Raw genomic sequence first — 25,753 nt, forward strand, 5'->3', positions numbered from 1 at the left:
GTTTCGCGCCGACTTGAGACTGTCCGGTTTCAAATCCGAATAGAGCGCATCGCGCGAGCGCTCATGACGATGAACGTGCGTTGACGAGGGAACCCCGACACCTCCCGTCGAGGCGTGAGCTCCCCGGACCCGGCCCGGCTCGAACGGGCAGCCACCCCCACCGTGCGACGGGCAGGACGCACCCTTACCGGGTAGATGCGCCTTGGGCGGGCTCGTTGTGATGGTAGGTCGAAGACGCTTGCCACAGCGACTGAATTCCCCTTGGTGATACACGTGCCTCCTCCCATCGCAGCCACATCGCTGCTCGGGAGTAGGCGTCGAAAGGGCTCATGTGTGGTGAAAGGCCGCTACCTGTTCAAGGTTCCGGGCATGTCCGTGGAATCTTGCTCATGCGCAGGATCAAGGCGACCGCGTCCTCCGAGTGGACCGCCGGCGTCAGGACCTCTTGGAGGAGCAGGCCGCGAATCGCGGCGATGGTGACGGTGGCCATGGTCAGCGCTTCCTTGGCGTCGAGCCCTTCGCGTTCCGCGAGCGAGGCCAGCATCTTGGTCAGGTCGTCGAGCGAGCCGATGAACTCACGAAAGTCCTGTGGGCTGTACGCGGCCAGCCCTACGACGTGAAAGAAGCCGCGGACACGCGACAGCTGCTCCGGACGAGTGTAGGTCCGCCAGATCGCCACGACGAGGTCGTCGAAGGTGCTCTGCCGGGCGGCCTCGAAAAGCGCCTCGTTGTCCCGTGATCGCTGTGCCGTGAGCATGGCCGCCAAGACGCCCGAGAGCGACCCGAAGTGGTATCGCAGGAGAGCGTGGCTGGTCTCGGCCCGGGCGGCGATCTCACGGAGCGACACCTCCGGTGAGGGAAGTGTCTCGTCGAAGGCGTCGAGAAGCCGAGCCAGAAGACGCTCGCGTGCGTCGCCTTTGCGTTCCGTGCTTGACAAGATCACTCCCACAGTTTATCCATTGGAAAAGAAGCACCGACGACGCCGTGTCGCCTCGCACATGGTCGCAGTCGGCTCGCAACGGTGGAGGGAACGACTCGTGGGACGTGTTCAGGTGGTCGGCGCGACGGTCGTCGACGGATCAGGTCGCGACCCGGTCAACGTTGGCGTCAGCGTCGAAGACGGGCATATCACCCAGGTCGGGGCAGCAGGCGCACGCGGCGAGCGCCTTGATGCCGACGGGCTGACGATGACGCCCGGCCTGATCGACGCTCACGTCCACTTGGGCTTGTCGAGCCCGATCGGGCCGCAGTTCTCGTTCCGGATAAGCGCCGCTGAGATCGCGGCGGACATCTTCGCCACGGCCGGCGCGACGCTCGATGCCGGCTTCACGACCGTTCGCGACACCGGCGGGGTCGACGGCGGCCTCGTCACGACGATCGCGAAGGGCAAGGTCAGGGGGCCACGCGTGCTGTCGTGCGGACCGGTTCAGTGCCAGATCGGTGGGCACGGCTACTACGGAGCCGACTGGGAACCCACCGAGCTGTGGAGCAGCCACCACCTACCCGGCCTGTGCGCCCTGTCCACGATGTCCGGCAACGCGGACGAGCTGCGAGCCAACGTGCGCGAGGCCTTCCGCCGCGGAGCCTCCTTCCTGAAGCTCTGCGTGACCGGCGGAGTGGTCGGCGCCCACGACCGGCTGACCGACACCCAGTTCACCGTCGAGGAGATCGCCGTCGCTGTCCAGGAAGCCGCGGCCCGGGGCACCTACGTGACAGTTCACGCCCACAACAACGACGGCATCCGGAACGCCGTCGAGGCCGGGGCGCGCTGTGTCGAGCACGGCACGGACCTCGATGAGTCCACGGCCACCCTGATGGCCACTCGCGAGGTCGCACTCGTGCCCACGTTCGCCGTCGTCGAGCAACTGCTGAACGACACCGCCGGAGCGGGCCTCGACGAGTCGACCCGCGATCGGGTGCTGGGTGTTCGTGAGCGGATGGCCGAAGCGCTCGCTGTCGCCAAGGAGGCCGGGGTGCGGATCGGGCTGGGTTCGGATCTCATCGGCCCGGCTCAGGGCCGCCGAGGCGAAGAGCTCAGGTTGCGCGCAGAACTCGAGACGCCGATGGAAGCTCTCGTGGCAGCCACCAAGACCAACGCCGAGATCCTCGGCCTGTCCGGCCAAGTCGGGGTCATCGCACCCGGCGCGCAGGCCGACCTCGTGTTGTGGAACGGCAACCCGGTAGAAGACCCGGAGCTGTTCGCTGATCCCGCCAATGCCGTCCTCGTTCTCAAGGCCGGCCGAATTGTGAAGGACCTTCGATGAGCACCATATGGCAGGGCTGCCTCGCCGACACCGACTATTTCGAGCTGCGTTCCAGCGGAGGGCACGACTACGGCGTCTGGGTCACCACGCCACCGGGCTACGACCCCGCCACGACGCAAGCGCCTGTCGTGTACGTGCTCGACGGCAACTGGGCCGTGGGCCTGACGGCTCCGCTCATCGTCACCCAGAAAGACCCCCTGCAACAGATCCAGCCCTACATCCAAGTCAGCGTCGGCTATGCGGGCGAGGACGCACAGCATTGGGATCGCCTGCGCAACAGGGACCTCGTGCCACCCGGCGAGCCCATCGCCAAGGAACTCATCGATGCCGTGGAGGCGGGATTCCAAGCGGGCGCGAGGACACGCGAAGAATCCGACGCCTACCTCGCCGAACTGCGCGACACCCACGCCGATGCGTTCCTGGGCTTCCTCACCGCGGAACTGCACCCGCGGATCGAACGCGATTACGGCACGGCCGCGAGCGGTCACGGCCTCTTCGGCTACTCCTACGGCGGACTCTTCAGTCTCTACACCTGGCTCACCGGCAGCACGCTCTTCGACAGCATCGGAGTGGGCAGCCCCGGTGTCGTCAGTGAAGACAGTCAGATCTTCGCGCGGCTCGACGAAATGGGCGACAGCCTGCCTGCCGCCAAGCTTCACCTGACCATCAACGACCGAGAGCTTCTCGGAGACCTCGCCGTCTACCAGAGCCTCACGAAGACCGCGGCCACCGTCCTGCACCGCTTGACCGCTCGCGGCGCGGCCGTCACCAGCGCGGTGCTGCGCGAAACGCACGTGACCGGCTTGCAGGCTTCGTTCCTCAGCTACCTCAGGACCTGCCGTGCCCTGTAGACGCTGCTTCAGGAGAGAGGGCGACGTATGAGTGCCGATGTGGTCGTGATCGGGGCAGGGGTGATCGGTTCGTCGATCGCCCTTGAGCTCGCGCGGGCGGGGCACCGGGTGCTCGTGCTCGATCGAGCCCCAGGAGCCGGACAGGGGTCGACCTCGGCATCGAGTGCGATCGTTCGGTTCAACTTCTCCACCACCGCCGGGGTGGCGACGGCGTGGGAAGCGCATTTCGGCTGGCTCGACTGGGCCGCCCACCTCGGGCACGAGGTCGGCGACCTCGCGATGTTCCGCAAGACTGGGCTGGTCATGCTGGACGTCGAGGCGGCTCCGCGTACGTCGTGGCTTCCGTTGTTCGATGCGATCGGTGTTCCCTACGAGGAATGGGACAGCGCGACATTGGCCGAGCGCGTTCCAGGTGTCGACGCCGGCCGTCATTGGCCGCCGAAGCGGCTCGACGACGAGGAATTCTGGGAGGACGCGAAACACTCGCTCGGTGGCGTGTACACCCCGGATGCCGGTTACGTCTCGGACCCGAGCCTCGCCGCCGTGAACCTCGCCTCCGCGGCCTCGGCGTGTGGGGCGGAGTTCCGCTTTCGCAGCACGGTGACAGCGGTGGAGAAGGCCGGCGGGCGCGTGACGTCGGTGCGACTGTCGGACGGCACCCGGATTCCCTGCGCCGTCGTGGTCAACGCGGCCGGTCCGTGGTCGGGCGCGGTGAATCGGCTGGCCGGCGTGGGTTCCGACTTCACGGTCGGTGTGCGCCCGATGAGGCAGGAAGTAGCGCACGTGCCGGTTCCGGAGGGCTATGCGGGGCCCGTGGTGGCGGACATGGATCTGGGCACCTATTTCCGCGGTGAAGGAGGAGGTGCTCTGCTCGTCGGCGGAACGGAACCGGAGTGTGATCCGATGCAGTGGACCGACGACCCCGACGCCGTCGACATCCACCCGACAGCCGCGGTCTTCGAGGCTCAGGTGACGCGGGCCGCGCGGCGGTTGCCCGACCTGGCGGTGCCCAACCGGGCGCGCGGCGTGGTGGGCGTCTATGACGTCGCCGACGATTGGACTCCGATCTACGACCGCACCGAACTCGAGGGCTTCTACCTCGCGATCGGAACGAGCGGCAACCAGTTCAAGAACGCGCCGGTCGTGGGGCAGCTGATGACGGAGCTGATCGACCAGGTGGAGAACGGCGTCGACCACGACGCGTCGCCCGTCCGGTTCCGGGCCCCGCACACCGGCCTGGAGATCGACCTGGGTGCGTTCTCTCGTAAGCGCAGCCGGAACACCGCGAACTCGGGCACGGTGCTGGGCTGAGTGTCTCCTGCCGGTAGGGTCGCGGCGTGATGACCAACCGCGGCACCGGGTTTTCACCGGTGCGGCGGTGGACGTGGCCGCATCCGATGGGCCCGCGTTGGCTCATTTGCGGCGAGATCGGTTTCGATGATGCCGAGGACGACTTCCCGTTGGCGGTGTGTGCCGAAATCGAAGGACTGTTCGTCGACCTGCCGCCCCGGCAGCGGGAGCGGTTCACGCTTGTCGGCTGCGCCCCGGAAGGAATGCTCGTCGATCTCCTCGGCCGGCTGCCTGCCGAAGCACTCGGTACCGAACAGGCGTGGCTGGGCAACATCTCCTTGAGCGCGCTTACGCCGCCGGGCACATCGCAGTCGTGGTGGGGAGAGGATCTGTGCGACGTCGTCGTACTCGCACAGCGACCGAATGCGACCGTGCCCGGAAAGGTGGACATCGACCTCGGCGGATTCGTCCACGTCGGTCATCGCACGGATGCGGTGGTACGTCCCCGCGACGTCGACGAATTCGTCCTGGCGACCTGGGACGGGACCTCCTGCGGCACCTGCGGGGACATCACGGGTGTGTTCCGCGAGCAAGCAGCACCATCGGTGCGGCAGGTCCGGCTCCTCGGTTGCCGACCGGAACCTCCCCTGCTGGCCGCGCTCGATGCGGTGGGACAGCCGACTCGGGCAAGCCTGCGTCGGCGCCGCGTCCGCGCCTGGGTCCACGCGATCGCCACCGATGGTTCCGCCGTCGAGGTGGTCGGTGCCGCGGTGTCCGGAACGGTCGACTCGGTCGAGCCGTCACCACTCGGTGCCGGATTCCTGGACGTGACCGTCGAGGTGGACGCAGGGGAGCCCTTACCAAAGGGAACTCTCGACATCCTGGAGCACTGGCGCGCTGGACGGCCGACCCGGCCGAACCTGTGGGCCGACTACGATCGTGATCTGCGGCGCCAGTGGTCAGGAGTCGCGCTCGGTCACCTGACGGGCGCGCTGGACCGGCCTGCCGGAACCACCTACGACCTCGACGGCCGGTTCGTGACCGACGTCGAAGGGTTCTACTGCGCTATCGGCGAAGCGATCAACGGCCCGGGCGGGTACTTCGGCTGGACCCTCGACGGCCTGGACGACTGCCTCCGCGGACGGTTCGGCGCCCAGGCTCCGTTTCGACTGGTGTGGCACGACTCGGCCGTTGCCCGCGAGCACCTGGTCGGCGGTTACGACCGGCGTCGGCTGGCTCCGGCGATCACCCTGGAGGACTTGCTGGACCTACTCGCGGAGCACCGCATCGGGATCGATCTGCGCTGAGCCTCGGCGCGCTCCGTTCCGAACGATCTTTGTGCTGTGCGTTTCGTATGTGATCGGCTGCGAATACCGATCTGGTTCTCTGGCGCCAAAAGAGCTCGGTAAGCACGGAACCGGTTGAAGCGGTCCACCTCGTTTCGGAGTCGCATCACGACACCGGCGGGTATTGTCGTTGCGCATTGTGGGGGTGTGGGCGGGAGTGAGGTGACGTTGAGCGCGGTGACGGAGTTCGATGCGCTGCACAGCACGCTACGGAGGCGTGTCGAGGGTGGAGATGGCCATGGGGTGGTGGCTGATCTCGCCGCTGTGCTGGCGATGGCGCGGGCGGGGTTCGATGAGGATCCGGGCTTGTGGGTAATGCGGCTGCGTATGGCGCAGAGGGATGTCGAGCGTGTTCCGGCGAACGCGCGGCTGAAGGCGGACAGCGAGGACGCGACGCGCGCGATCATCGCGTACGCGCGGGCGGGGGCAGCCGATGATCCCGCGCGACGGGAGCTGCTCGGTACCACCCTGAACAACTACTCCATGCAGCTCGAAGCGGAGCAGCGGCTCGACGAGAGCATCGTCTTCGCGTCCGAGTGTCTTGACCTTTTGCGCACCGAGCCGGCAAGCAGCGAGCTCGCGCATGCGCGCACGCGTCTAGCGGAGCTTCGCCTCAGGGTCGGGGACCACACCGGGGCTCTCGCGCTTGCCGAGGAACTCGTCGACGCCGCGCACCGGAAGGGCGAGAATCCGGCGGAGGGTCTCAGTGGTTTGCCTTCGTGGTTGCGGCTCCGGGCGCGGGCGCACGCGGCGCTGGGCCGGGAAGTCGAGGCCCGCGCCGATTTCGAATCCTCGCTCGATTGGGAACGCGCTCGCGTTCGCGCCGGAAAGTTCCTCGCCCACCTCGATCTCGCCGACGCCCTCGACGAGTACGCCGAGCTCCTCAGCGGTCTGGGCGCGGCGGACGACGCTCGCGCGATGGCGGTGTCGGCGGCCGGGACACGCGAGAAGCGCCAGGACTGACGGGAATGTCGCTCCACCTGCCCTCCGGCCGGTGTGGCTTTCGCCGCCGCCTTGCTCTTTCCCGCTTTCGCCGGCGCGGATACCACGGCAGCGTAGTCCGCGGATGCCCATTCGCCGACGTGCTGGTGGCCAGCCGAAGCCATGCAGTGGTGGAGCATTTGGTCACGCGGGAACGATGCGGCTCGCGTGGCATGGAGGCGGTGATCACGGCGAAAGGTCTCACCGCGCTCAAGCAGGCCGCGCCCAGTCACGCCAAGGAGGTCCGGCGCCTTGTCATCGACCGGCTCACGCCCGAAGAACTCGACCAGTTCGCCGACATCGCCACCACGATCCTCGAGAACCCGCGAGCGGATCAGCCACCCGTCTGGCGGCGTAGGCTGGGCACGTGGACTCCGTAGCGGGCGCGGTCGACCGGATGGTCCAGCGTGGATGTGACCTCGTCGAGCTGATCGAGTTCCTCCGGGCACACGAAACGTTTCGGCTGTCTCCGCTGACCCTCATGCGGATCCTGGACGACGCGGCGGGGATCCCGTGGACGACCACACGGCAGGAGTTCGGATCGATGTTCGATCCCGACCTCCGCCCCCTCACCTCACAGACGGAGATCGAAGCCCGCTGGCAAGCCGTCCTCCATGTGCGACGGACCTGAGCTGGGCGCACTGTGCCCGCCCTGCCCGACGAACCTGGTGTTCGTCTCGCGAGGAGCACTACAGGTCTGGGCAATCCTGCTGCAGAAGCTGTCGCAGTAGATCCGGGGTGAACGGAATCCGGGGCTGTATCTGAACAAACCGTTCGACCTGCCATCGCTTGGTCCGAACCGCCTGCTTGGACTCCACCTGAACCCAAGGCGCGTAGACTCTCATCGCACGTTTGCCGCCCTTTCCCTCGGCCGACATGATGCCGCGACGCACCAGTTCCCGGCTGTTGAATATGAAGAGCCCGCGATGATCCTTGTTGAAGACCGCGATCACGGCCGAGCTGATCGAGTCACTGGTATCGAACGGTGCGATCTCACTGTCCGGATCGGCTCTCGTCCACATCGTCACGAACTGTCCGACCTTGGTGGGCGTTGTTTTGGCGACACGGAACGCGATACTCCGATCGTCGACAGCAAGTCGACATGCGCCGTATTCCGCACTCTCGACTTCCCGGACGGCGGGACGAGTCACTACGAGTCCTGAATCTTCGAACACTTCACGAACCGACTCGACCAGTTGAACGGGAACGTCGCCAAGTGCCGGATCGGTGGCCCATCGATGAGTGGTACCGTCGCCGGTCTCGTCGATGGTCACACCTGGAAGATCCTTCAAGAACACACTCCTTGGCAGAGAGTAAATTCGAGGCAGCCTCACGTATGGTGACATCGAGGCCGCGGGCACGTCTGATGCGGCGTCCTGTCGCCGTTCTGTCAAGGTTTCTTGCGCAGTTGCCGTTGCCGCGCAAGATCTTGGCACCGACTTGTTGCCCTGTTCGAGCTCCTCGGGTTTCACCGACGTGGCCGGGTGCTCTGGATTCTGGGCCTAACCGGCATCAGGGCGGAGGCCGTTGCGGGTTCGGTAGCGCTGTTCGAAGTCTGCCTGGAACGTGGCGGGGACCGCGTCGAGGGGGCGGCGTTCGATGAGGTGGTCGTCGGAGACGTAGAAGTTCCGGTCGCCGAAGTCGTCCGGTTCGCCGGGAGCAGGGGTGCCTGGCGGGTAGTGCAGCACCCAGCCGGTGTCCATCCGGAAGGCCTTGATCCCCTTGGTCGAGCCGCCGAGCTGCTCCCGTCGAAGGTGGTAGTGGACCATGGCGCGTGCGTTGCTCTCGCTGATCTTTCCCGGCCCCAGCCCCAATCCGGTCACGGTGAGGGCGCGGTCGGACCGGTCGACCCAGCCGTCGACCACCAGGTCGGCCGGCCGCGCGACTCGCAGCGCGGTCTGTAGTGCCGTGGTGACCTGCCGTGCCAGTTCGGTGCAGCCTTCCGGGCCGCCCGCGAAGACGCTCCTGTTCCATTCAGGAAGGCCGTCGTTCGGCGGCGTCCATCCGGCCGCGACCAGGTTCTCGTGGTCGGCGGGCGACATTCGCCACCGCTCGTCGACGAACTCGTTGCTCACCAGCCCCGCGTAGATATCGGTGACGAGGTCGGGGTACTGCGGGTCCTGCTCCGCCGAGAATTGAACGAAGCGGTTGCCCTCCGCGTGCATGACCAGTTTCGCCGTCGGCGGCAACTCGTACAGCAGTTCGCCCAGGTTCACGGCGAATTCGGCCCAGTTCGGGCTCTCCGGGATGCTCACGGGTCAACTCTTCCTCGGTCGGGCAGTTCGGGGCGACCCGGCTCGGAGAGGTGACCTTGTCGAAGCGCCCGCCCCGTACCGGCCGGGTCGTCAAAGACCCTACTGCGTCACCGTCGAGCTCGATGCCGGAGTCGTCGCCCCGGCATCCGGCGCACCAGGGGAGATCTGGCCGAGGTCGAAAGCGTCGTCGCCGAGATGGAGGCGTCCGCCCGTCGCGGCGGCGGACACTGAAGGAGCCCGCCGAGGAGGTTCGGCGAGCCGTTCTCACCCGGCTACCGGACGCGCACGCCGACCTTGCCGCTGACCGGCGCGATCGTGGCCGGCAACCTGGCCGCGCGGTCACCCGGGGTGCTGTGGAGTTTCGTGCTCACCACCATCGTGCTGGTGATCAGCTTGACCGTCTTGCTGCGGCACGGGGTCGAAACACGGCAGCGAAAGCTGGAAGAGCCGGGATCCTGGGCCCGGCGGTCGTGTCCTCGATCGGCGGTGCGCTCGGCCTGGTCACCGGCCGACCGGCTGTGGAGGCGGCGGTCCTGGCCGACGTGGGTGAACGGCGCGTTCATGGTGGTGGGCGTGATGAACGCGCCGTTCCCGACAAGCCGGGTGTGGTGAAAGCCCTTTCAGCGAACGCCTGGTGAGACGTCCGGATCAGGGGCGCTTAACTGAGGTAGAAGCCGCCGTCGTTGCGGAGGACCGTCGCCACGATCGGGAACCGGCTGCTGCCGTTCCACCAGTGGTAGACCGCGTGGTACTGGCCGTTGGCCGCCTGGAAGAAGTCCATACCGCCCGGGCCGGGGTGGTTGCCGGGCAGGCCGCGGTAGGGGTTGAGGCCCCCGGTGCCGGTGTACCCGAAGTACGGCCGCTCGGCCCCGTTCTGCCGTGGTGTGCAGCGCGTCGACGGGATCGGGCCGGTGCCGCACCTGGCGATGCCGGTCGAATACCGTGCGCTGTCCCAGTTGTTGCCGGAGTAGGCCAGGTACCAGTAACCGTCGGCGGACTTGAACATCGACGGGTTCTCGATCACGTGCGTGCCGCCGCTCATCCGGGTGGTCTCCCAGCCGATGTCGGTGCTCTTCAACGCGTCCCGGCGGGTGGCCCAGTCCGCCATGCCGTTGGAATGGGTGCGCACGACAGAGATGCCGGTCTCCGGGTACGAGGTGATCGCGTCGTCCCGGTAGGCGACGTACATGGCGCTGCCCGAGACGAACGGGTTCGCGTCGATGGCCCAGCGGCCGCTGCCCGGGCACGCCCACTCGACGGGATTGGTGAACGGCCCCCGTGCACTGCCCGAGACGGCGCGGCCGAGGCATTTCTGGCCGGTACCCCGCTTGGACGCGGTGTAGTACATGTAGTAGGTGTCGCCGAAGCGGACGACGCCGGGCGCCCAGATGTTGCCCTCCGCCCAGCTACCCGGCCCGTTGGGCAGTGCATCGGCCGACGCGCAGGTGCCCACACCGACGGTGTTGCCGGAGCCGTGCACGAGCACCGGCACGAACAGTTTGCCGGTCACGCCGCACCGGGCGCCGACACCGGCGCCGACCGTGGTGCCGTAAGTGACGTACGTGCCGTCCTTCGCCTGGACGGTGTCCGGGTCGGCGAGTGGGAACTTCGACTCGGCGGCCGCGGTCGAGACACCGTCGGCCGCACCGGCCGTATTGACCGCCATGACAGCTGTCGCGGCGGTCGCGGCGAGCACGCCCGCCACAAGTAATCTGGTCCACTTGCGCATGCTGAATCCTTTACTGGGCAAGGAGAGTGGTGTCGGTCAGGAGGAGCACCCGGCCACCACGGTCGAGGCGGCAAGCCCTGCCGCCTCGATGTCGAGCACGATTCACCGGGGTGACCGGTTGCTCTCCCGGTTACTTGTGGACGGACAAGTGCGCCAGTTGCAAACTATGTGACCCCAATCGCCAATGCGACTGAAAGCGCCGAAACTGCCGGTCGATGCGTCCGTACGGCCTATCCGGCGGTGCCGTTCGACCTGCCGCCCTGGTGTACGGGCCGCCACGCCTACGCAGACTGGGCCGACCCGCGCTTCGGCCGCTACCAGCAGACGACACGCCCGTCCCGGCTCACGCCCTCGACGTTGCCGCGATGGGCAGGCAGACCGTCAGATCAGCGTCCGGTGCGGATCAGGTTGTGGTCATCATGGCTCATGATGCCGGGGTGGCGTTCGGAGGGCTTCGGTGAGGTCGTCGGGCTCGACGCCGAGTTCTGCTCGGGCGATGTCCGGGTCGAGGGCCATGGTGGCGGCGTGCAGGTTGCTCCATTGTGTCGGGTCGAAACCGATGGTTAATCCGTGGCGGCGTTGTCTGATGCCTTCCGTGCGGATCAGAAGTCGGATGGCGCTTGGGCGGAGCTTCCAGATGCGTTTCGGAGGGTGGCCGGCAGCGGTTGCGAGGCGGGTGAAGAGGTCGGCCCAGGGGATGTTCGCGGTGACGATCGGATAGTCGCCGTTGGCGCGACGGTCCAGCGCCGCTACGACTGCTTGCGCGACTTGGGTGACGGTGACGACTGCGGTGGTGCCGGGGTAGGCGAGTATGCCCGCGTTGCCGATGGACATGCTGTGCAGCATGGGTTCGAGAGGTGATTGCCGGCCGGGGGTCGTGCCTGCGACGTAAGGGAGTTCGAGAACGGCCACGGAAGTTTCCGCGTTGACCGCGGCGCGTGCGTGCTCAGCTTGTTCGATTCTGCTGGCGATGTAGGGGCTGAGTTCAGCCAGGCGGAGTGCCGGCTGTTCGCGCTGCAAGGTCGCATAGAAACTGCCGAGGATGACAGCGCGGTCACACTGCGCCCGGCAGCCGGCGGTGAGCAACCTGACCACGGGTGCGACGTTGGTGTCATGGAAGAACGCGGTGATGTCGACGCCGCGCGGTGCGGCGACGGCGGCGGCCGATGCGACGACGATGCCCGTGTGCCCGGCGACGATCGTGTCGAGCCGATCTTCGGACAGATCGGTGAGGTCGCCGAGTTGGACTGTCACGGCGGCGGGGAGGTTCGTGGGTGGCGTGCGGACCAGCACCGTGACGTCGTGCCCGTGTGCCAGTAGTTCACGCACGATGTGCTGTCCGATGAAGCCGGTTCCGCCTACTGCCAGGACCTTCATGGGACTGTCCTTTCATCGGTCGCGGTGAGTGCGCTGAGAGGCGTTGTCGTCATGCCGGGCATCGGGTGGGGTTTGTCCTCGGTCGTCAACGCCCGGACGATCGTGACGCCGCCCAACCCGGTTTCCTCGACGACTTCCCGCAGGGCCGCCTTCCGGGATGTATGCGGCGACACGGATTCTCGGCGGGACGGTGATCAGCGGAACGATCCCTCCTTCGTCTGAGCACGGCCTGAGCTCGTCCTCTCAGCCGGGGTCAGAGCTTCCCGACGGTCATGTCCTCGATCAGGGAACGGCTTTTCGCCTTGCCCGAGGACACCACCGTCCACACCGGACACGGTGACGCACCCGCGCCGGCGAACCAGCTGTGGCGATCACCGCGGTGGCCGGTACTTCCGGGTGAACCGGACGCCGTTGAAGGTATGGGTGCAGCATGGGCAGGTCGGCTCCAGATCGCCGGCACCCAGTTCGGGGTTGACGACCTGCAACCGGTTGTCGTCGTCCACGTAGAGGCCGCTGTAGTAACTGGCTTCGCCGATCCGCACGTATTCGCGTCGTTCGTGCGGCTGCCGAGCGACCAGCCAATGGATCGGGTCGGCGGAGTCGAGCCGGGCGGCGGCCTCGTCGCGCACCTCGTCCCAGTCCGCGCCGATCTTGCCGAGCAGGAACCGGAACAACGGCGTGTAGTCCAGGCCCCGGCGTTCCCGTCGTCCCATGGACCCGCGCGTCAGGTCGGAGAAGCGTTCGTTTTTCGTGTTGCGCTGATGTCGGTAGTCGCCGCCGTGGTCGTGGTGGACGGACCTGGCCCGGGTGTTCACGCGGCGGTACAGCGGCTCCTTCACCACGCCGGCCTCCACAAGGTGCTCACCGTCACCGGCTGTCGGAATTCAGGTCGGTGCCCCGGGTTTCGGCGCTGAGGAGCAGAGCGACGAGGGTGACGGCGATCGTGCCGACAAGGTACAGCACGACCGCCGTGGGGCCCTGTTTTTCGGCCAGCCACACGGCGATGAGGGGCGCGGGCGCGCCGGCGATGATCGAAGAGCCTTGGAACACCAGGGAAGCACCGGCGAAACGGCGGCGGGTCGGGAAGAGTTCGGCGATCCAGGCGGCTTCCGGTCCGGCCAGGAGTCCGTGCAATGCCGCGCCGACACCGACGCCGAGATAGAGCAGAGGCAGATTGCCGGCTTGGACGACGGCGAAGAAGACCGGTGCCCACACCGCGAGGCCCGCCGCCGGGACCAGCATGGCGATACGCCGTCCGACGAGGTCCGACCAGTAGCCGCCGGCCAGCATCCCCGCGAACTGCAGCAGTGACCCGACGGCCACGGCGAGGAGGACGTCGGACTTGTCGTAGCCGAAGGTCTTCGTGGCATAGGCGACCACGAAGACGGTGTAGACGTAGAAGGCCACGTTCTCGCCCAGCCGCACGCCGAGACCGCGGAGGACGGGACCGGGGTGGGCGAGTGTCTCGAGGATGCTCGACCGCTCCCGGACGGCGTCCGCGGATGCCGTGGCCCGTGCCTGCGCCTCCTGGAACACCGGCGACTCGTCGATGCGCCGCCGGATCCAGAAACCGATGACCAGAAGCGGGATCGCGAACAGGAAACCGACGCGCCACCCCCATTGGTCGAAGGCGTTTTCGGGCAGTACCAAGGCGATCCCGCCGACCACGGCCGTGGCCAGCACCGTGCCCAGCGGCGCTCCCGCCTGCGGCCACGCCGACCAGAAGCCGCGCCGCTTCGGGCTTCCGTACTCGCTGACCATCAGCACCGCCGCGCCGAACGCGACGCCGAGGGCGAAACCCTGGATCAGCCTGAGCGCGACCAGCGAGATCGTCGCCCCGATGCCCGCCTGAGAGTAGGTGGGGAGCAGCCCGATCGCGGAGGTCGACAGCCCGAGAAGCAGGAAAGTGGTCACCAGCATGGGTTTGCGGCCGAGTCGATCGCCGAGATGCCCGAAGACGATGCCGCCGATCGGTCGCGCGACGAAACCGAGTCCTTGCGTCGCCAGCGCGAGCAGCAACTGGGCGAACCCGTCGCCACCGGGGAAGAACAGCGGCCCGAGCACGGTGGCCGCCAGGATTCCGTAGAGCGCGAAGTCGTACCACTCCAGCACCGCGCCGGCGGTACTGCCCGCCAGTACCCGCCTGAACGCCGACCGGCTGACACCGGACCTCGGATCGGCCGTTTCGTGCGAGGCGGGCACGTTCGTCACTTTCGCTCCTCGTCGAGTCGGCCGGATAACGGCGTCCGATATGCGAACACAGTGGAATACTTATCGGACATGGAGGAAGATAGACCGCGGTGGCGGGATCGCGCAAACAAAAAGGGTCACCGTCGAACTGTTGGGGAATGTGGCGTCGTACGCCGACGACATCCTCGAACGCATCCCGAAGGCCGGTGCCGACGACGACATCCGCGGGCTGACACTCGGGTCCTGCTCGTCGAATGTCGAAGCGGCGCTGCCGATGGTGCGGCACGGTATCGGCGCCGGTCACCGCCCTCGAATATGCTCGCGCCATGGCGGCGCGCGGCTACGTCGACCGCATCTCCAGCGAGGTCGCCGCCGAGTACGTCGCCGAGCTGGACCGGACGCAGAACCGGGCCCGGCGCAGACTCGGCTCCGCGCCGGTCCTTTCCTGCTCGGCGTACAGGCTCGCGCCGACACCGGCGAACGGCTCGTCGATCATGTCGCGGAAGCCCGAGTTCGTCGCCGGGTCCCGTCGGTGCGTCGCGGCGCTCACTGCGCCGGCTTCGGAGCGGCGGCGGCCGAATCGACGGTGATCAGGTCCATGCCGGCGATCCGCAACAATGGACGGTCGTCCGCCGACCCGTTTTCCGGACAGCGGTTGGTGAGCCTGTTCGGGACGATGGCTTTCCGACAGTGTGACGCGCGTGGTCCGTTAGGCCGGCTCGCCGCGGATGAGGGTTCTGCTCCTTCGAGAGCTCGGCCATGGCACGGGCCGGGCGGTGCGGCGCCCGGCCCGTGCGTGCCGTCAGGCCAGGCGGACCTGGAAGACGGCGACCCGGGCGTCATGCCCGTCCACGCGCATGTCCACAGTCTTGGTGTCGATGAACTGCTCCTGGACGACGCCATTGCCTGCCAGCCAGTTGATGCGGTCGATCCCGGTGCCGAAGCACCGGCGCTCCGCGTCCAGGCTGGTGGCCTTGTAGTAGTTCGGGTTGTTGGTATCCGCGGTCCAGAAGACCAGGCGCCCGACGTTGTGGTGCGCGAGCACGCGACTGGCGTGGATTCTCTTGTGCTCGTTCCACTCGTCGCGCAGGTCGGTGCGCTGGTCGCCGTTGTACGCGTTCGCGATGTAGTGCGAGTTGATCAGCGCGAACTGGAGCGTCGGGTGGCTCTGGTGGCGCACCACGACCTCGTTGATCCAGCGCGGCGGGGTCACCCCGCTGATGCCGCCGTGCACATACGTGGTCTTCGCGCTCGCCACCTCCCACGGCTGCGGGATCGAGATCGGGATCCGGAACGACGAGTTGTGCCGCAGGAACGCGTTGTTGTACAGCGGCCCGAAGTAGTGGTCGATCATCGCGGGCTCACCGGTGTCGCCCTCGTTGATTTCCTGCCAGCCGACCAGAGGCCGCACCAGGGGGTCACAGTTGCGGACGGCGTCGATCGCGGCCTCGCGCGCCCCGAGGTTGTCGCGGCCGATGTTGGCGGTGACGATCGGCAGCCGGATCCATCCCGTCGCGGCGGAAGCCGTGTCGGTACCGGCGGCCAGGACGCCGAGTGCGGCACCACCACCGAGAGCGAGTGCCTTGCGTCTGTTGAGCATTCCGGACACAGCAGATTCCCTTCTCGCGCTGTCACTGCGGGACACAGCCCGTCAAAGTGTCACAGAATGTGGTGCGGTTGTGACCCCCGCGCGCCGAAACTGCCGCTTGCCGGTCAGCGCTTCGGATGGAGGCGGGCCGCAGCCTTCCGTGACGGCGGTGGGAGACGGCTCCGAGGGCCATCGCCATTTCATCGCCATTGAACGACTGAAGCCCCGCCCCTCCGAGGCGGGGCGGGGCTTCTGACCTGCGAAAACAAATGATGCGCGATACTGGGATCGAACAGTGACCTCTTCCGTGTCATGGAAGATCGATCTAAGAGTTACTTCGTATCTGCCAGAGCTGTTGGTTTCCGGTTGAGCGTGACCGCCCGGCGCTTGCCGACTCCGGGCGGCGGCCGGTCAGGGCAGGATTTTGCCCGCTCCTGCTCCCGCGGTCACACTGCCCTTCACCGTGCTCGCGGACTCGAGGCTGTAGGAGTACGGAATTTTGGCCACCGTTCCGCTCGCCTGCGGTGAACCGGATCCGGTGAAGAGGTTCCCGCGTTGCACCAGGGCACCGGCCGGTGAACCCGCGTAACCGACCAGTGTTGGTTCGTCGACGTTGTCGAAATGGTTGTTCTCGACCAGTACGCCACCGTTGCAGGTGGACGCGACACCGTATTCGTTGTCTCGATAGTAGTTGTTGAACACGTGCACCGGATTGGCGAACCGCACACGCGGATGCCGCGTCCCCGAGCCATCGAAGTAATTGTGGTGATAGGTCACCCGCAACTTGCCGATATCCTGGCTTCCGTTGTCGTCACTGTGTCCGAGCAGCATCGATTTGTTGTGCCCGTGCACGCGGTTCCAGGACACGGTGATGTAATCCGAAGCACGCTTGATGTCGACGGCGCCGTCGTATCCGTTGGTGAACGTGTTGTGGTCGACGACCACGTTGGTCGAGGCCTTTTCGATGTTGATCGCGTCGTCGTCCCAGTCCCGGAAGGACAGGTTCTGGATCACCACGTTCTTGGATCCGCTCAAGGTCAGGCCGCAGCCGTCGATCGTCGCGCCGGCATTGCCAAGAATGGATTTGTTGGACCCCACCTTGAGCATGCCGGAGCAGGAAATGGTGCCGGAGACCCGCACCACCGCCGCCGCGGTTCCGCTGACCGCCGAGCTCAACGCGGACGCCGAGGTCACCGTGATCGGCGGCGCACCACCGCCGCCGGGGGTGCCGCCGTTCTGGCTCGCCCAGCCGATCGGTGCCGCCTGTGCGGAGAGTTCCGCGTTGGCGCCGGTGGTCACCACGGTCGTCGAAGTGATTACAGTCAAGGTCAGAATCGAAAGAAATCGAAAAGGACGCAAATTCATCACGCCGCCTCCTTGCGGTCGATGAAAACGGAATGTCCTAAGAGGATTGATGCGGATCCGCTGACGAAACGTCGAGAACAGGAGACCAACGAATCGGCGTCGCGTCAACCCTCGATCGTCGATTCCCGGTTCACACTGATGAATCCTGAGGCCAGCCGCACAGCGATTCACCGATATTGCTCCAGGCGGACGATCCGGCTTGACGGGAGCGCTCCCAGCTATCACGATGCGTTTACAAGTGTGGACGTCGTTCAGATATGTGAATCGAGATGTGATCATGATCCTTACGCGCCGCAGCTTCGGACTCCTCGCCACCGCTGTGCCGGTGGCCGTTCTCGCGGGCGGACACCAGGCCGTTCACGCCGTGCCGGGAATTCCGGCGGCCATGCGCCGGGCCTCGGCGTTCTTCGACGAACAGCTCTCCTATCGCGGTGCCTATGTCTGGAGCTACCTGCCAGACCGGTCCCAGAGCTGGGGTGAGATGGCGGCCAACCGGACCATGTGCTGGGTACAGCCGCCGGGAACGCCGTCGATCGGGCACAGTCTGCTCGACGCTTACCACGCCACTGGTGTCGAATCCTTTTACCGCGCCGCCTCGCGCACCGGTCTCGCCTTGGTTGCCGCCCAGTTGCCGGTCGGCGGCTGGAACTACGTGCACGACTTCGCGGGTACGAAGTCGCTGCGCAAGTGGTACGACACCGTCGGTGCGAACGGTTGGCGACTGGAGGAGTTCCAGCACTATTACGGCAATGCGACTTTCGACGACGCCGGCACGTCCTCCGCCGCTCAGCTCATCCTGCGTCTCTACCTGGAACGCGGCGATCACCGATTCCACGCGGCACTCGATCGCGCTCTGCGCTTCGTGGTGAAGGCGCAGATCCGCGGAGGGATCGCCGACGGCGGCTGGCCGCAGCGTTTCCCCCGGTTCGCGGGGGCTGTGAAAGACACGCCGTGGCCCGAGGTGCTGCCGCCGTGGCTACCCGCCGACATCCGGCACGGCATGGAGGATGGTGACTACACCGGCCACGTCACCTTCAACGACGACGTCCTCGGTGAGAACATCAAGTTCCTGCTGATGTGCATGTCCACTTTGGACAAGCCAGGGCTGGCCGAGCCGATCCGGCGCGCGATGGACTGCCTGCGTCGCCTGCAGCAGCCAGGGCCGCAGGCGGGCTGGGCGTTGCAGCACCTGACCAGTGCGTCGGGCGGCAGGCCGGCGGGTGCTCCGGCGGGTGCGCGATCCTACGAACCCCGCGCCCTGGCCACGCACACCACACAGACCAATGTGCAGCAGCTGTTCCACTACTTCCGGCTCACCGGCGATCGAGGGTTCCTCGACCGTGTTCCCGAAGCCATTGCGTGGCTGGACAGCTGCCCGCTCACCGCGCGGCAGCATGCCGAGAACCCGTTGCTGGCCGGGCGAACCCATCCCACCTTCGTGGATCTGGAGACCAACCGGGCGCGGTTCGTCCACCGCTTCGGCTCGAACGTCCGCAACGGCGCCTACTACACCGACAACGACCACCGCGCGACGCTGAGCCATTATTCCGGCGGCCGCGTGATCGACACCGCCGCTCTGCGCGCCACCTACGAGCAACTGCGCGCGCTCACTCCGGCGCAGGTCGCCGACCTGAAGGCACGCTCACCGCTCAGCGGCGTCTCGGTCCCGCTCCCTCGCTACTTCACCCCGCGCGAGCCTCAGCTCACCGACCTCTTCCTCGGCGCGCCGTCACAGCTGCCGGTCGTGTCGGACGCGGAGGCGACGGCGCTGGCCGACGGACTCGGCGGCAACGACTACTGGCTGACCCCGGCGGACGCGATCACCAACCCGTATCACGGTCCCTCCCCGGCTACGCCTTACGTCGGAAAGGTGTTCATGAGCAAGCACGTGGGCGACCTGTATGACACTTCGCCCTACGATCCACTCACTCCGCCCGAGGAGCCGCCGTACCGGCCGATGGAGCGGCCGCCGGTGATCAGCGCCGGCACCTATGTGGCCAACATGGGCAAGCTGATCTCCTGGGCCGCGGCCGAATAGGTGCCCCGGCACCGCGCTCATCAAGCCTCCAGTACGCAGTGCGTCCCGCGGTAGATCGTCGGCATGCACTTGTTGCAATGCACGCACGGCGATACCTTCGCGTGGCCTGTGAAGTACGTGATGGCCCCCTTGCTTGCGCCTGGCGCAAGGATGGGGGCCTTCATGTACTGGGGGAGGGTGTGAAAGGGCGGGTTTCCTCGGCTGAGCCGAGGCAAGGGGGCCTTCACGGACCGGCCGCTACCCAAAACACTCACGACCCCCGCGCCACGTTGCCTTACCTCTCAACCGGTCCGCAGCAAGGGGTCGCGCGGCGCGGTCGAGGCGGGGCGCACCTCGACCGCGGCCGCGCGGTGTTTCAGGGGGACATCGGTGCGGTCGTGGTGGTTCCAGGCTGGATCTGCGTGGTGGCTGGCTCTGCTTTGTTCTTGAGCGTGAGCGCGGCGATCAGGGAGAGCGCGGCCGCGGTGGTGATGTAGACGGCCGGGACGATGCTGCTGCCAGTGGCCTGCACGAGGGCTTGGAGTATCAAGGGTGTGGATCCGCCCATGAGGGAGATGATGACGCTGATGCCGATCGAGACGCCGGTGTAGCGGACGGCGGTCGGGAACAGTTCGGCCGCGGCGATGCCTTGCACGGCCAACATCGGTGACAGAAGAACGGCGACGATCACCAAGGCGGTGAGGGCCGACGTGAAGCTGCCGCTGCCGGCGAGGTGGAACACCGGGATGGTCAGCACGGTGACCGCGAGCGCACCGCCGACGAGGAAGGGCTTGCGGCCGTAGGCGTCGGACAGCCGGGCCCAGATCGGGACGAGGACGGCGGCGACGGTCAAGCCGATCAGCATCGCGGTGAACATCTGCCGCGACGTCAGCCCGGCGGTTTTGACCAAGTAGGACGGGAAGAAGCCGACCAGCATGTAGGTGGTCGTGGTGAGTCCGACGGTCAGGCCGCAGACTTTCAGCAGCGCTCGCCAATGCAGACGCAGCACGTCGCGGACGGGGCTGTGAGTGGTCTGGCCTGCCCGTCCCGCGCTGGTGAATTCGGGCGATTCCGCCAGTTTCGTGCGCATGTACAGGCCGACGAGGCCCAGCGGCAGGGCCACGAGGAACGGGAGGCGCCAGCCCCATCCGTTGAGCGCCGCCGGGGTGAGGACGCTGCTCAGAAGTGTCCCGATGAGCGCGGCGAACACCTGGGCGACGAGTTGGGTGAAGCCGTTCCAGCCCGAGTAGAAGCCTCGGCGTCCGGGTGGCGCGTACTCGGCCAGAGCGGTGACGGCTCCACCCATTTCCGCGCCGGCGAAGAAGCCTTGGGCCAGGCGCATCACGAGCAGCAGCGCGGGGGCGAGCAGGCCGAAGGTCTTGTCGCCGGGGATCGCGCCGATGAGGGCGGTGGCGATCGACATGCCGATGATGGAGATCGACAGGGCGCCCCGGCGGCCGGCGCGGTCGCCGTAGCGGCCGAACAGGATGGCACCGATCGGGCGGCTGACGAACGCGATCCCGAACAGCATGAACGTCGAGACGAGCGCCGTTCCCTCGGATGTTCCGGAGAAGAACGTCGTCGAGATGCTCACCGCGAAGTAACCGTAGAGGCCGAATTCGAACCACTCGATGAAGTTGCCGATCGCGATCGCGGTGACGACCCGGGATCGTTTGGTGTCGATGTCGTGCGCCGTTGAGGACATCGGTGCCTCCTAGTCGAGGACGATTCTGGCATCCGCGACGAGGCCGCCGCGATGGCTGTGGGTGACGATGATCGGATTGAGGTCGACGTCGACGAGGCGGTCGGCGAGGTCGCTGGTGAGCCGGCCCAGCCGGCACAGGGTCGTGGCGAGGCCGCCGACATCCGCGGTGGGCCCGCCGCGGAATCCGTCCAGGATCTTCGCGCCGGTCATCCGGGTGATCGCCTCGTGAGCGGTGGCGTGGTCGAGCGGGGCGGTCAGGACGCTGGGGTGGCCGAGCAGTTCGACCAGGGTCCCGCCGAGCCCGACGGCGACTGTGGCGCCGAGTCCGGGTTCGACGCGGCTGCCCATGAACAGCTCGATGCCGTGGTCGAGGTGGGGAGCGACCAGGACGCCGGTGACACGGGCATCCGGGCGGGCATTCCGGACGTTGTCGTTGATGCGGCGGTAGGCCGCGCGCAGTTCGGCCGGGGAAGCGATGCCGAGAACGACGCCGCCGATGTCGCTCTTGTGCGCGATGTCCGGCGAAACCACCTTCGCGACAACAGGGAATTCGAGGTCGAGTGTGTCGAGCTCGGCTTCTGCCGAGATGTGGCTGGTGGGCACGACGGGCAGGCCGTAGGCGGCGAGGATCCGTTCGGTCTCGGCGGGGGTGAGCAGCCCGTGCCGATCGTGGAGCCGATCGAGGAGCGCCGCGGGATCCACGGTCGGGCCCGTGGTCGCCGGCGGCGTCCACGGGCGGTTCGCCCTGCGATGCCACCAGGTGAGCGCGCGAACCGCGCACAACGCGGGCCGCAGGCCGCTGAGCACGGGGACGGATCCAGCGGGCGACCGGCGCTGAGAATCCGGTTCGCCGTGCTCGGGCGGAACCGGAAACTCGGAGGCGATGACGACCGGCTCCGCGACGTCCGCGGCCGCGTCGGCGACCGCGCTCGCCCAGCTCCGTTCCAACGTGTTCGAGTGGCCGCTGCCGCTGAGACTTTGCTGGACCAGCACCAGTCCGACAACGGGGTCCGACGCCAGGATTCGCACGCAGTCGGCGAGGTTCTCGGTGCCCGGTTTCCCGGAGCGGAAGCCGGCGCCGACGTCGACAGGGTTGTGGGCGCTGGTTTCCACAGGTAGGGCCAACGCGTCGTTGAGCCGGTGGATGGTCTCGGGCGCCAGCGAAGCGATGGGCATCCCGAGGCGCTCGGCAAGATCGACGACGACCGAGAGTTTCCCGCCCGACATCCCGGCGACCGCCACGCCGGGGCCCGTCGGGCCTTGCCCACCGAGGGCCTCGAGCGCCCGGACCGTCTCGCGCAGTTCTTCGAAGTCGTCGACCGCGATGACGTTGAGGTCGTCGAACAGGGCTCGATAGGCGGCTCCGGTACCGACCATCGCCCCGGTGTGGCTGCCCGCCGCGGCGGCGCCCTTTTCCGATGTTCCCGCTTTGAGGGCGACAATGGGTTTGCCGAGGGCGTTGGCGCGGCGCGCGAGGGTGCGGAACTTGTCCGGCCGGCGCAGGGCTTCGACGAACATGGCGACGACGGTGACGTCGGGGTCCTCGACGAGGTGTTCGAGGATGTCCTCGGCGGTGGTGACGGCTTCGTTGCCGGTCGAGACGATGCTGTGCAGGCCGACGGCCTGGCCCAGCTGCATCATGCTGACCGAGACGGAGCCGCTGCCGGACAGCACGGCCAGCCCGCCCCGGCGGATTCCGGGCGGGATGTCGGCGCCGTAGAGGGCGACCGGCCCGCGCGAGTGGTACATCCCGAGACAGTTCGGACCGATCAGCGCGGTCCCCGTCTCGCCGCACAGTGCGAGCAAGTCGGCTTGCAGGCCGTGGCCTTCGGCACCGGTCTCGCCGAATCCGCCGGAGTGCACGACGAACGATCGGACGCCGGCGGCGATGCCGTCGTCCACCGCGCCCAGTACCTGCCGTGCGGGGGTGTTGATCAGGCACACGTCCGGCTTGTCGGGCAGGGCCCGCAGATCGGGATAGCAGGGCCGGCCGAAGATCGAGTCGTGGCGGGGGTTGACGAAATAGGTCGCGCCAGTGAACCCGAGGTGGGCGTTGTTACGGGACAGCCGTTGCGCGAAGTTCAGCGGGCCTGGCCGGGGCGACGCCCCCACCACCGCGATCCGGCGAGGCGCCGTGAACGATTCCCACTGGGTGCCGTCGATGCCGCCCTTCACCGCGTCACGCTCGGCTGCGAGGCTTCCGGCCCTGCGCTGTCCTTGGAGCGCGACCATGCCAGCGCCGCGCGCAGCCCCTGTGTTTCGCGGAGCTCGCGGAATCGGGCGCGGTCCGCCGTTTCCGTCAATTTGCTGACGATGAAGTCGCTGGAGATCATGCTTTCGACGACACCCATTCCCTGCATTTCCAGTACCCGGCTCATGATCGTCTTGGTGTGGCGGAAGGTCTCGGCCGGAACGCGGCTCAGCCGTCGCGCGAAGGCCATTGCGCGGTCTTCGAGCTCCTCCGCGGGTACGACCTCGTTGACCAGGCCCAGGCGTTCGGCGTCGGCCGCACCGAATGTCTCGCCCAGCAGTTGGATCTCCTTCGCTTTGCGCAGCGGCACGAAGTACAGCAATCGCGGATGAGCCACGAGGGAGAACCGGACCTCAGGCTCGCCGAAGACCGTGTTCTCGGCAGCGACGATGAAGTCGCAGTAGTTCGCCAGCTCGAATCCACCGCCCAGGCAATAGCCCCGCACGGCCGCGACGATCGGCTTCGGCGAGTCACCGATCGTCGCCATCGCCGCGCGCTGCCTGGTCATGCCTTCCCATTGCGCCCACACCGGCTCCTGCACCGCCATGTCATCGGAGGCGCCCAGATCGAACCCCGCACAGAAGTGCTCACCGGCCCCGGACAGCACGATCGCGCGGACCTCGGGATCGGAATACGCGGCGTCGAGTGCGGCGAACAGCTCCGCGTAGACAGCTGGATCGAGCACGTTGAGCCGCTCCGGACGGTTGAGACTGAGATGGGTCACCTGGTCACGCCGGGTGACGAGAACTCGCGTCATGGTCACGCTCCTACGACTGGTGCGGGAGAGCCGCACCGAACTTTTGATTTTTGATCAAAAATCACGTGAGGTACGGTAGGCGACATGACCCGTGCTGCACAAGACCCGCTCGACACGACCCGGGTCGAGGTCCAATCGGTGGAGGAAGCGGTGGTCAACGCCCTCCGCGACGACATCGTGCAGCTTCGGCTGACGCCGGGGACGCGGCTGCGGATGGCGGCGATCGCCGACCGGGCCGGTGTCAGCCTCACTCCTGCCCGGCAGGCGCTGCGGCGACTGGAGGCCGAGGGCTTGGTCGTCTCGCATCCTCGGCTCGGCAGCCGCGTCGCGCCGCTGACGGAAGAGGACGGCGAAGTCGTGATGACGGTCTGCGGGGCCCTGGAGCGGCGCTTGATCGAGATCGGCGTCCCGAAGCTCACCGAGGAGGACCTCGACAAGATCACCCGGCTGTCACAAGCGCGCGAGTACGCCGTCCGGGCCGCGGACGAGGAGGCGTTGGTCGAGTCGTCTTTCCAGCTGCGCGATCTCGTCTACCGACGGGCCGATCGGGCCCTCCTCTACGAGGAAGCCATGGCGTGGCGGAGGCGCCAGCAGCGTTACCTCCGCTACGCGCGTCACGTCGTCACCGGTAGCGGTGTCGAATTCGGCCGTGAGTTCGAGGCTTTCACCGCTGCCTGCCTCGCCCGCGACGCGGCAGCGGCCCAGACCGCACTGCAGCACATCGAGCGGCGCTTCCACGAATGGCTGCACAGCATGCTCGCCAACGAGCAGCCGCGATAAGACGCCGGGGCGGGCGAGCTGAGACGGGGCTAGCGTAGAGACCATGGCCGAGGTTCGTGTTGGTGTGGTGTTCCGTCCGCAATCGCCGCCGGAGGAGCTGCGGGAGACCGTCGTCGCTGCCGACAATGCAGGTATCGACGAGTTGTGGCTGTGGGAGGACTGTTTCCTCGAAGGTGGTCTCACCAGTGCCTCGGCCGCGCTGGCGTGGAGCGAGCGGCTCACCGTCGGGATCGGACTGATGCCGGTGCCGCTGCGCAATCCCGCCGTCGCCGCCATGGAGATCGCCACGCTGGCGCGGATGTTCCCCGGCCGGTTCGTCCCGGCCGTCGGGCACGGGGTGCTCGACTGGATGGCGCAGGTCGGCGCTCGGGCCGCGTCGCCGATGACGTTGTTGCGCGAGCACGCCGACGCCGTCCGGCGGCTGCTGCACGGCGAGACCGTCAGCGTGACCGGACGCTACGTGAACCTCGACGCGGTGACACTGGACTGGCCGCCGTCGCAAGTCCCGCCCCTCATCATCGGCGCGCGGGGGCCGAAGACCGTCGCACTGGCGGGTGAAGTGGGCGACGGCGTGCTCCTGGACTCCCCGCTCGCCACCCCCGAGTACGTCGCATCGGAGACAGCCCGCGCCACGGAGGCCGCACGGGCCGCGGGACGGCCGGCGCCGCGGGTCGTCACCTTCGCGGAGATCGAACCGAACGTGCCCGCCCTTGGCGACGTTGCCCGCGCTCTGATCGCCGAGCTGGCTGCCGCCGGTGCCACCACCGTCATCCTGCAAGGCACGTCGCAGCACCCCGACCCGGGCCCGCTCATCGCCGCGCTGTCCCGCTGAAAGCCGCCCTACGGAGCCGCCGCGCTGCCCGCAGTCCTCGGCCGGAAAGCCGCCCGGCCGTCATTGTCCACCCGCACGCCCGCCGACCCGGACGGCCGGCAGCAAACCACCATCCCGCCAGAAACGTGCCGCACGCCCGTCACCACCCTGCTGCGCCTCGGACCACACGTCAGGT

24 protein-coding genes are annotated in these 25,753 nt (G+C 67.4%); 10 read left to right on the forward strand and 14 right to left on the reverse strand.

Features of this window, described 5'->3' with window-relative positions:
- Positions 1 to 355 precede the first annotated feature (355 nt).
- A complete protein-coding gene (locus DL990_RS32770) occupies positions 356 to 943 on the reverse strand; it encodes a TetR/AcrR family transcriptional regulator (RefSeq protein ID WP_125787144.1) in 588 nt (195 codons plus the stop codon).
- 94 nt (positions 944 to 1,037) lie between these two features.
- On the opposite strand from DL990_RS32770, the gene DL990_RS32775 reads away from it, so the two are divergent.
- The 7 genes from DL990_RS32775 (at position 1,038) to DL990_RS32805 (ending at position 7,363) form a co-directional block, all read left to right on the forward strand.
- Positions 1,038 to 2,264, forward strand: a complete 1,227-nt coding sequence (locus DL990_RS32775; protein WP_125787145.1) for an amidohydrolase family protein — start codon at positions 1,038 to 1,040, stop codon at positions 2,262 to 2,264.
- Positions 2,261 to 3,115 carry an alpha/beta hydrolase gene (locus tag DL990_RS32780; protein WP_125801003.1) on the forward strand — a complete coding sequence of 285 codons (855 nt, stop codon included), beginning with the start codon at positions 2,261 to 2,263 and terminating at the stop codon, positions 3,113 to 3,115. Before DL990_RS32775 ends, DL990_RS32780 begins: the two co-directional genes overlap by 4 nt.
- 27 nt (positions 3,116 to 3,142) lie before the next feature.
- On the forward strand, positions 3,143 to 4,426 hold the full coding sequence (locus DL990_RS32785; protein ID WP_125801004.1) for an FAD-binding oxidoreductase: 1,284 nt from the start codon (positions 3,143 to 3,145) through the stop codon (positions 4,424 to 4,426).
- Positions 4,427 to 4,455: 29 nt separating this feature from the next.
- Entirely contained in the window at positions 4,456 to 5,712 is a 1,257-nt protein-coding gene (locus DL990_RS32790; RefSeq protein ID WP_233620648.1) for a barstar family protein, read from the forward strand.
- 216 nt (positions 5,713 to 5,928) lie between these two features.
- The gene (locus tag DL990_RS32795) at positions 5,929 to 6,714 is read left to right on the forward strand and encodes a hypothetical protein (protein ID WP_125801005.1); all 786 of its coding nucleotides are present in this window, start codon (positions 5,929 to 5,931) and stop codon (positions 6,712 to 6,714) included.
- Positions 6,715 to 6,914: 200 nt separating this feature from the next.
- Complete coding sequence (locus tag DL990_RS32800) at positions 6,915 to 7,112, forward strand: hypothetical protein (protein WP_233599006.1); 198 nt, start codon at positions 6,915 to 6,917, stop codon at positions 7,110 to 7,112.
- Positions 7,100 to 7,363, forward strand: a complete 264-nt coding sequence (locus DL990_RS32805; protein ID WP_125801006.1) for a hypothetical protein — start codon at positions 7,100 to 7,102, stop codon at positions 7,361 to 7,363. Before DL990_RS32800 ends, DL990_RS32805 begins: the two co-directional genes overlap by 13 nt.
- 58 nt (positions 7,364 to 7,421) lie before the next feature.
- On the opposite strand, the gene DL990_RS32810 is transcribed toward DL990_RS32805, so the two are convergent.
- From DL990_RS32810 to DL990_RS32860, 10 genes are all read right to left on the reverse strand, one after another.
- Positions 7,422 to 8,006 (reverse strand): MepB family protein, encoded by a 585-nt coding sequence (locus tag DL990_RS32810; protein WP_199746696.1) that lies wholly within the window; start codon positions 8,004 to 8,006, stop codon positions 7,422 to 7,424.
- A gap of 228 nt (positions 8,007 to 8,234) precedes the next feature.
- Complete coding sequence (locus DL990_RS32815; RefSeq protein ID WP_125801007.1) at positions 8,235 to 8,987, reverse strand: hypothetical protein; 753 nt, start codon at positions 8,985 to 8,987, stop codon at positions 8,235 to 8,237.
- A gap of 272 nt (positions 8,988 to 9,259) precedes the next feature.
- Complete coding sequence (locus DL990_RS32820) at positions 9,260 to 9,550, reverse strand: hypothetical protein (protein WP_125801008.1); 291 nt, start codon at positions 9,548 to 9,550, stop codon at positions 9,260 to 9,262.
- A gap of 95 nt (positions 9,551 to 9,645) precedes the next feature.
- Positions 9,646 to 10,716 (reverse strand): family 43 glycosylhydrolase, encoded by a 1,071-nt coding sequence (locus tag DL990_RS32825; protein ID WP_125801009.1) that lies wholly within the window; start codon positions 10,714 to 10,716, stop codon positions 9,646 to 9,648.
- Positions 10,717 to 11,133: 417 nt separating this feature from the next.
- Entirely contained in the window at positions 11,134 to 12,093 is a 960-nt protein-coding gene (locus DL990_RS32830; protein WP_125801010.1) for an NAD(P)-dependent oxidoreductase, read from the reverse strand.
- Positions 12,094 to 12,464: 371 nt separating this feature from the next.
- Complete coding sequence (locus DL990_RS32840; RefSeq protein ID WP_233620644.1) at positions 12,465 to 12,935, reverse strand: hypothetical protein; 471 nt, start codon at positions 12,933 to 12,935, stop codon at positions 12,465 to 12,467.
- Positions 12,936 to 12,960: 25 nt separating this feature from the next.
- Positions 12,961 to 14,304 carry an MFS transporter gene (locus DL990_RS32845; protein ID WP_125801011.1) on the reverse strand — a complete coding sequence of 448 codons (1,344 nt, stop codon included), beginning with the start codon at positions 14,302 to 14,304 and terminating at the stop codon, positions 12,961 to 12,963.
- A 319-nt stretch (positions 14,305 to 14,623) separates the two neighbouring features.
- The gene (locus DL990_RS41340) at positions 14,624 to 14,833 is read right to left on the reverse strand and encodes a hypothetical protein (protein WP_158632674.1); all 210 of its coding nucleotides are present in this window, start codon (positions 14,831 to 14,833) and stop codon (positions 14,624 to 14,626) included.
- A 252-nt stretch (positions 14,834 to 15,085) separates the two neighbouring features.
- Positions 15,086 to 15,883, reverse strand: coding sequence for a hypothetical protein (locus tag DL990_RS32855; RefSeq protein WP_233599009.1), 798 nt, complete (start codon positions 15,881 to 15,883; stop codon positions 15,086 to 15,088).
- A 399-nt stretch (positions 15,884 to 16,282) separates the two neighbouring features.
- Positions 16,283 to 17,344 (reverse strand): polysaccharide lyase family 1 protein, encoded by a 1,062-nt coding sequence (locus tag DL990_RS32860; protein ID WP_233599010.1) that lies wholly within the window; start codon positions 17,342 to 17,344, stop codon positions 16,283 to 16,285.
- Positions 17,345 to 17,513: 169 nt separating this feature from the next.
- On the opposite strand from DL990_RS32860, the gene DL990_RS32865 reads away from it, so the two are divergent.
- Positions 17,514 to 19,274 (forward strand): pectate lyase, encoded by a 1,761-nt coding sequence (locus tag DL990_RS32865; RefSeq protein WP_125801012.1) that lies wholly within the window; start codon positions 17,514 to 17,516, stop codon positions 19,272 to 19,274.
- Between the two features lie 355 nt (positions 19,275 to 19,629).
- Here DL990_RS32865 and DL990_RS32870 read toward each other — a convergent pair whose 3' ends face one another.
- From DL990_RS32870 to DL990_RS32880, 3 genes are read right to left on the reverse strand one after another with little or no spacing between them, the layout of a single operon-like run.
- Positions 19,630 to 20,958, reverse strand: coding sequence for an MFS transporter (locus DL990_RS32870; RefSeq protein ID WP_125787157.1), 1,329 nt, complete (start codon positions 20,956 to 20,958; stop codon positions 19,630 to 19,632).
- 9 nt (positions 20,959 to 20,967) lie between these two features.
- Positions 20,968 to 23,133 carry an acetate--CoA ligase family protein gene (locus DL990_RS32875; RefSeq protein ID WP_158632675.1) on the reverse strand — a complete coding sequence of 722 codons (2,166 nt, stop codon included), beginning with the start codon at positions 23,131 to 23,133 and terminating at the stop codon, positions 20,968 to 20,970.
- Entirely contained in the window at positions 23,130 to 23,966 is an 837-nt protein-coding gene (locus DL990_RS32880) for an enoyl-CoA hydratase/isomerase family protein (RefSeq protein ID WP_125801014.1), read from the reverse strand. The genes DL990_RS32875 and DL990_RS32880 overlap by 4 nt, the downstream gene beginning before the upstream one ends.
- An 84-nt stretch (positions 23,967 to 24,050) precedes the next feature.
- On the opposite strand from DL990_RS32880, the gene DL990_RS32885 reads away from it, so the two are divergent.
- Entirely contained in the window at positions 24,051 to 24,746 is a 696-nt protein-coding gene (locus DL990_RS32885) for a GntR family transcriptional regulator (RefSeq protein WP_125801015.1), read from the forward strand.
- A 43-nt stretch (positions 24,747 to 24,789) separates the two neighbouring features.
- Positions 24,790 to 25,578 carry an LLM class flavin-dependent oxidoreductase gene (locus DL990_RS32890; protein ID WP_125787161.1) on the forward strand — a complete coding sequence of 263 codons (789 nt, stop codon included), beginning with the start codon at positions 24,790 to 24,792 and terminating at the stop codon, positions 25,576 to 25,578.
- The last annotated feature ends 175 nt before the right edge of the window (positions 25,579 to 25,753 follow it).

Origin of the sequence: Amycolatopsis sp. WAC 01416 (assembly GCF_003947485.1) — a bacterium.
In the GTDB taxonomy this organism is placed as follows: domain Bacteria; phylum Actinomycetota; class Actinomycetes; order Mycobacteriales; family Pseudonocardiaceae; genus Amycolatopsis.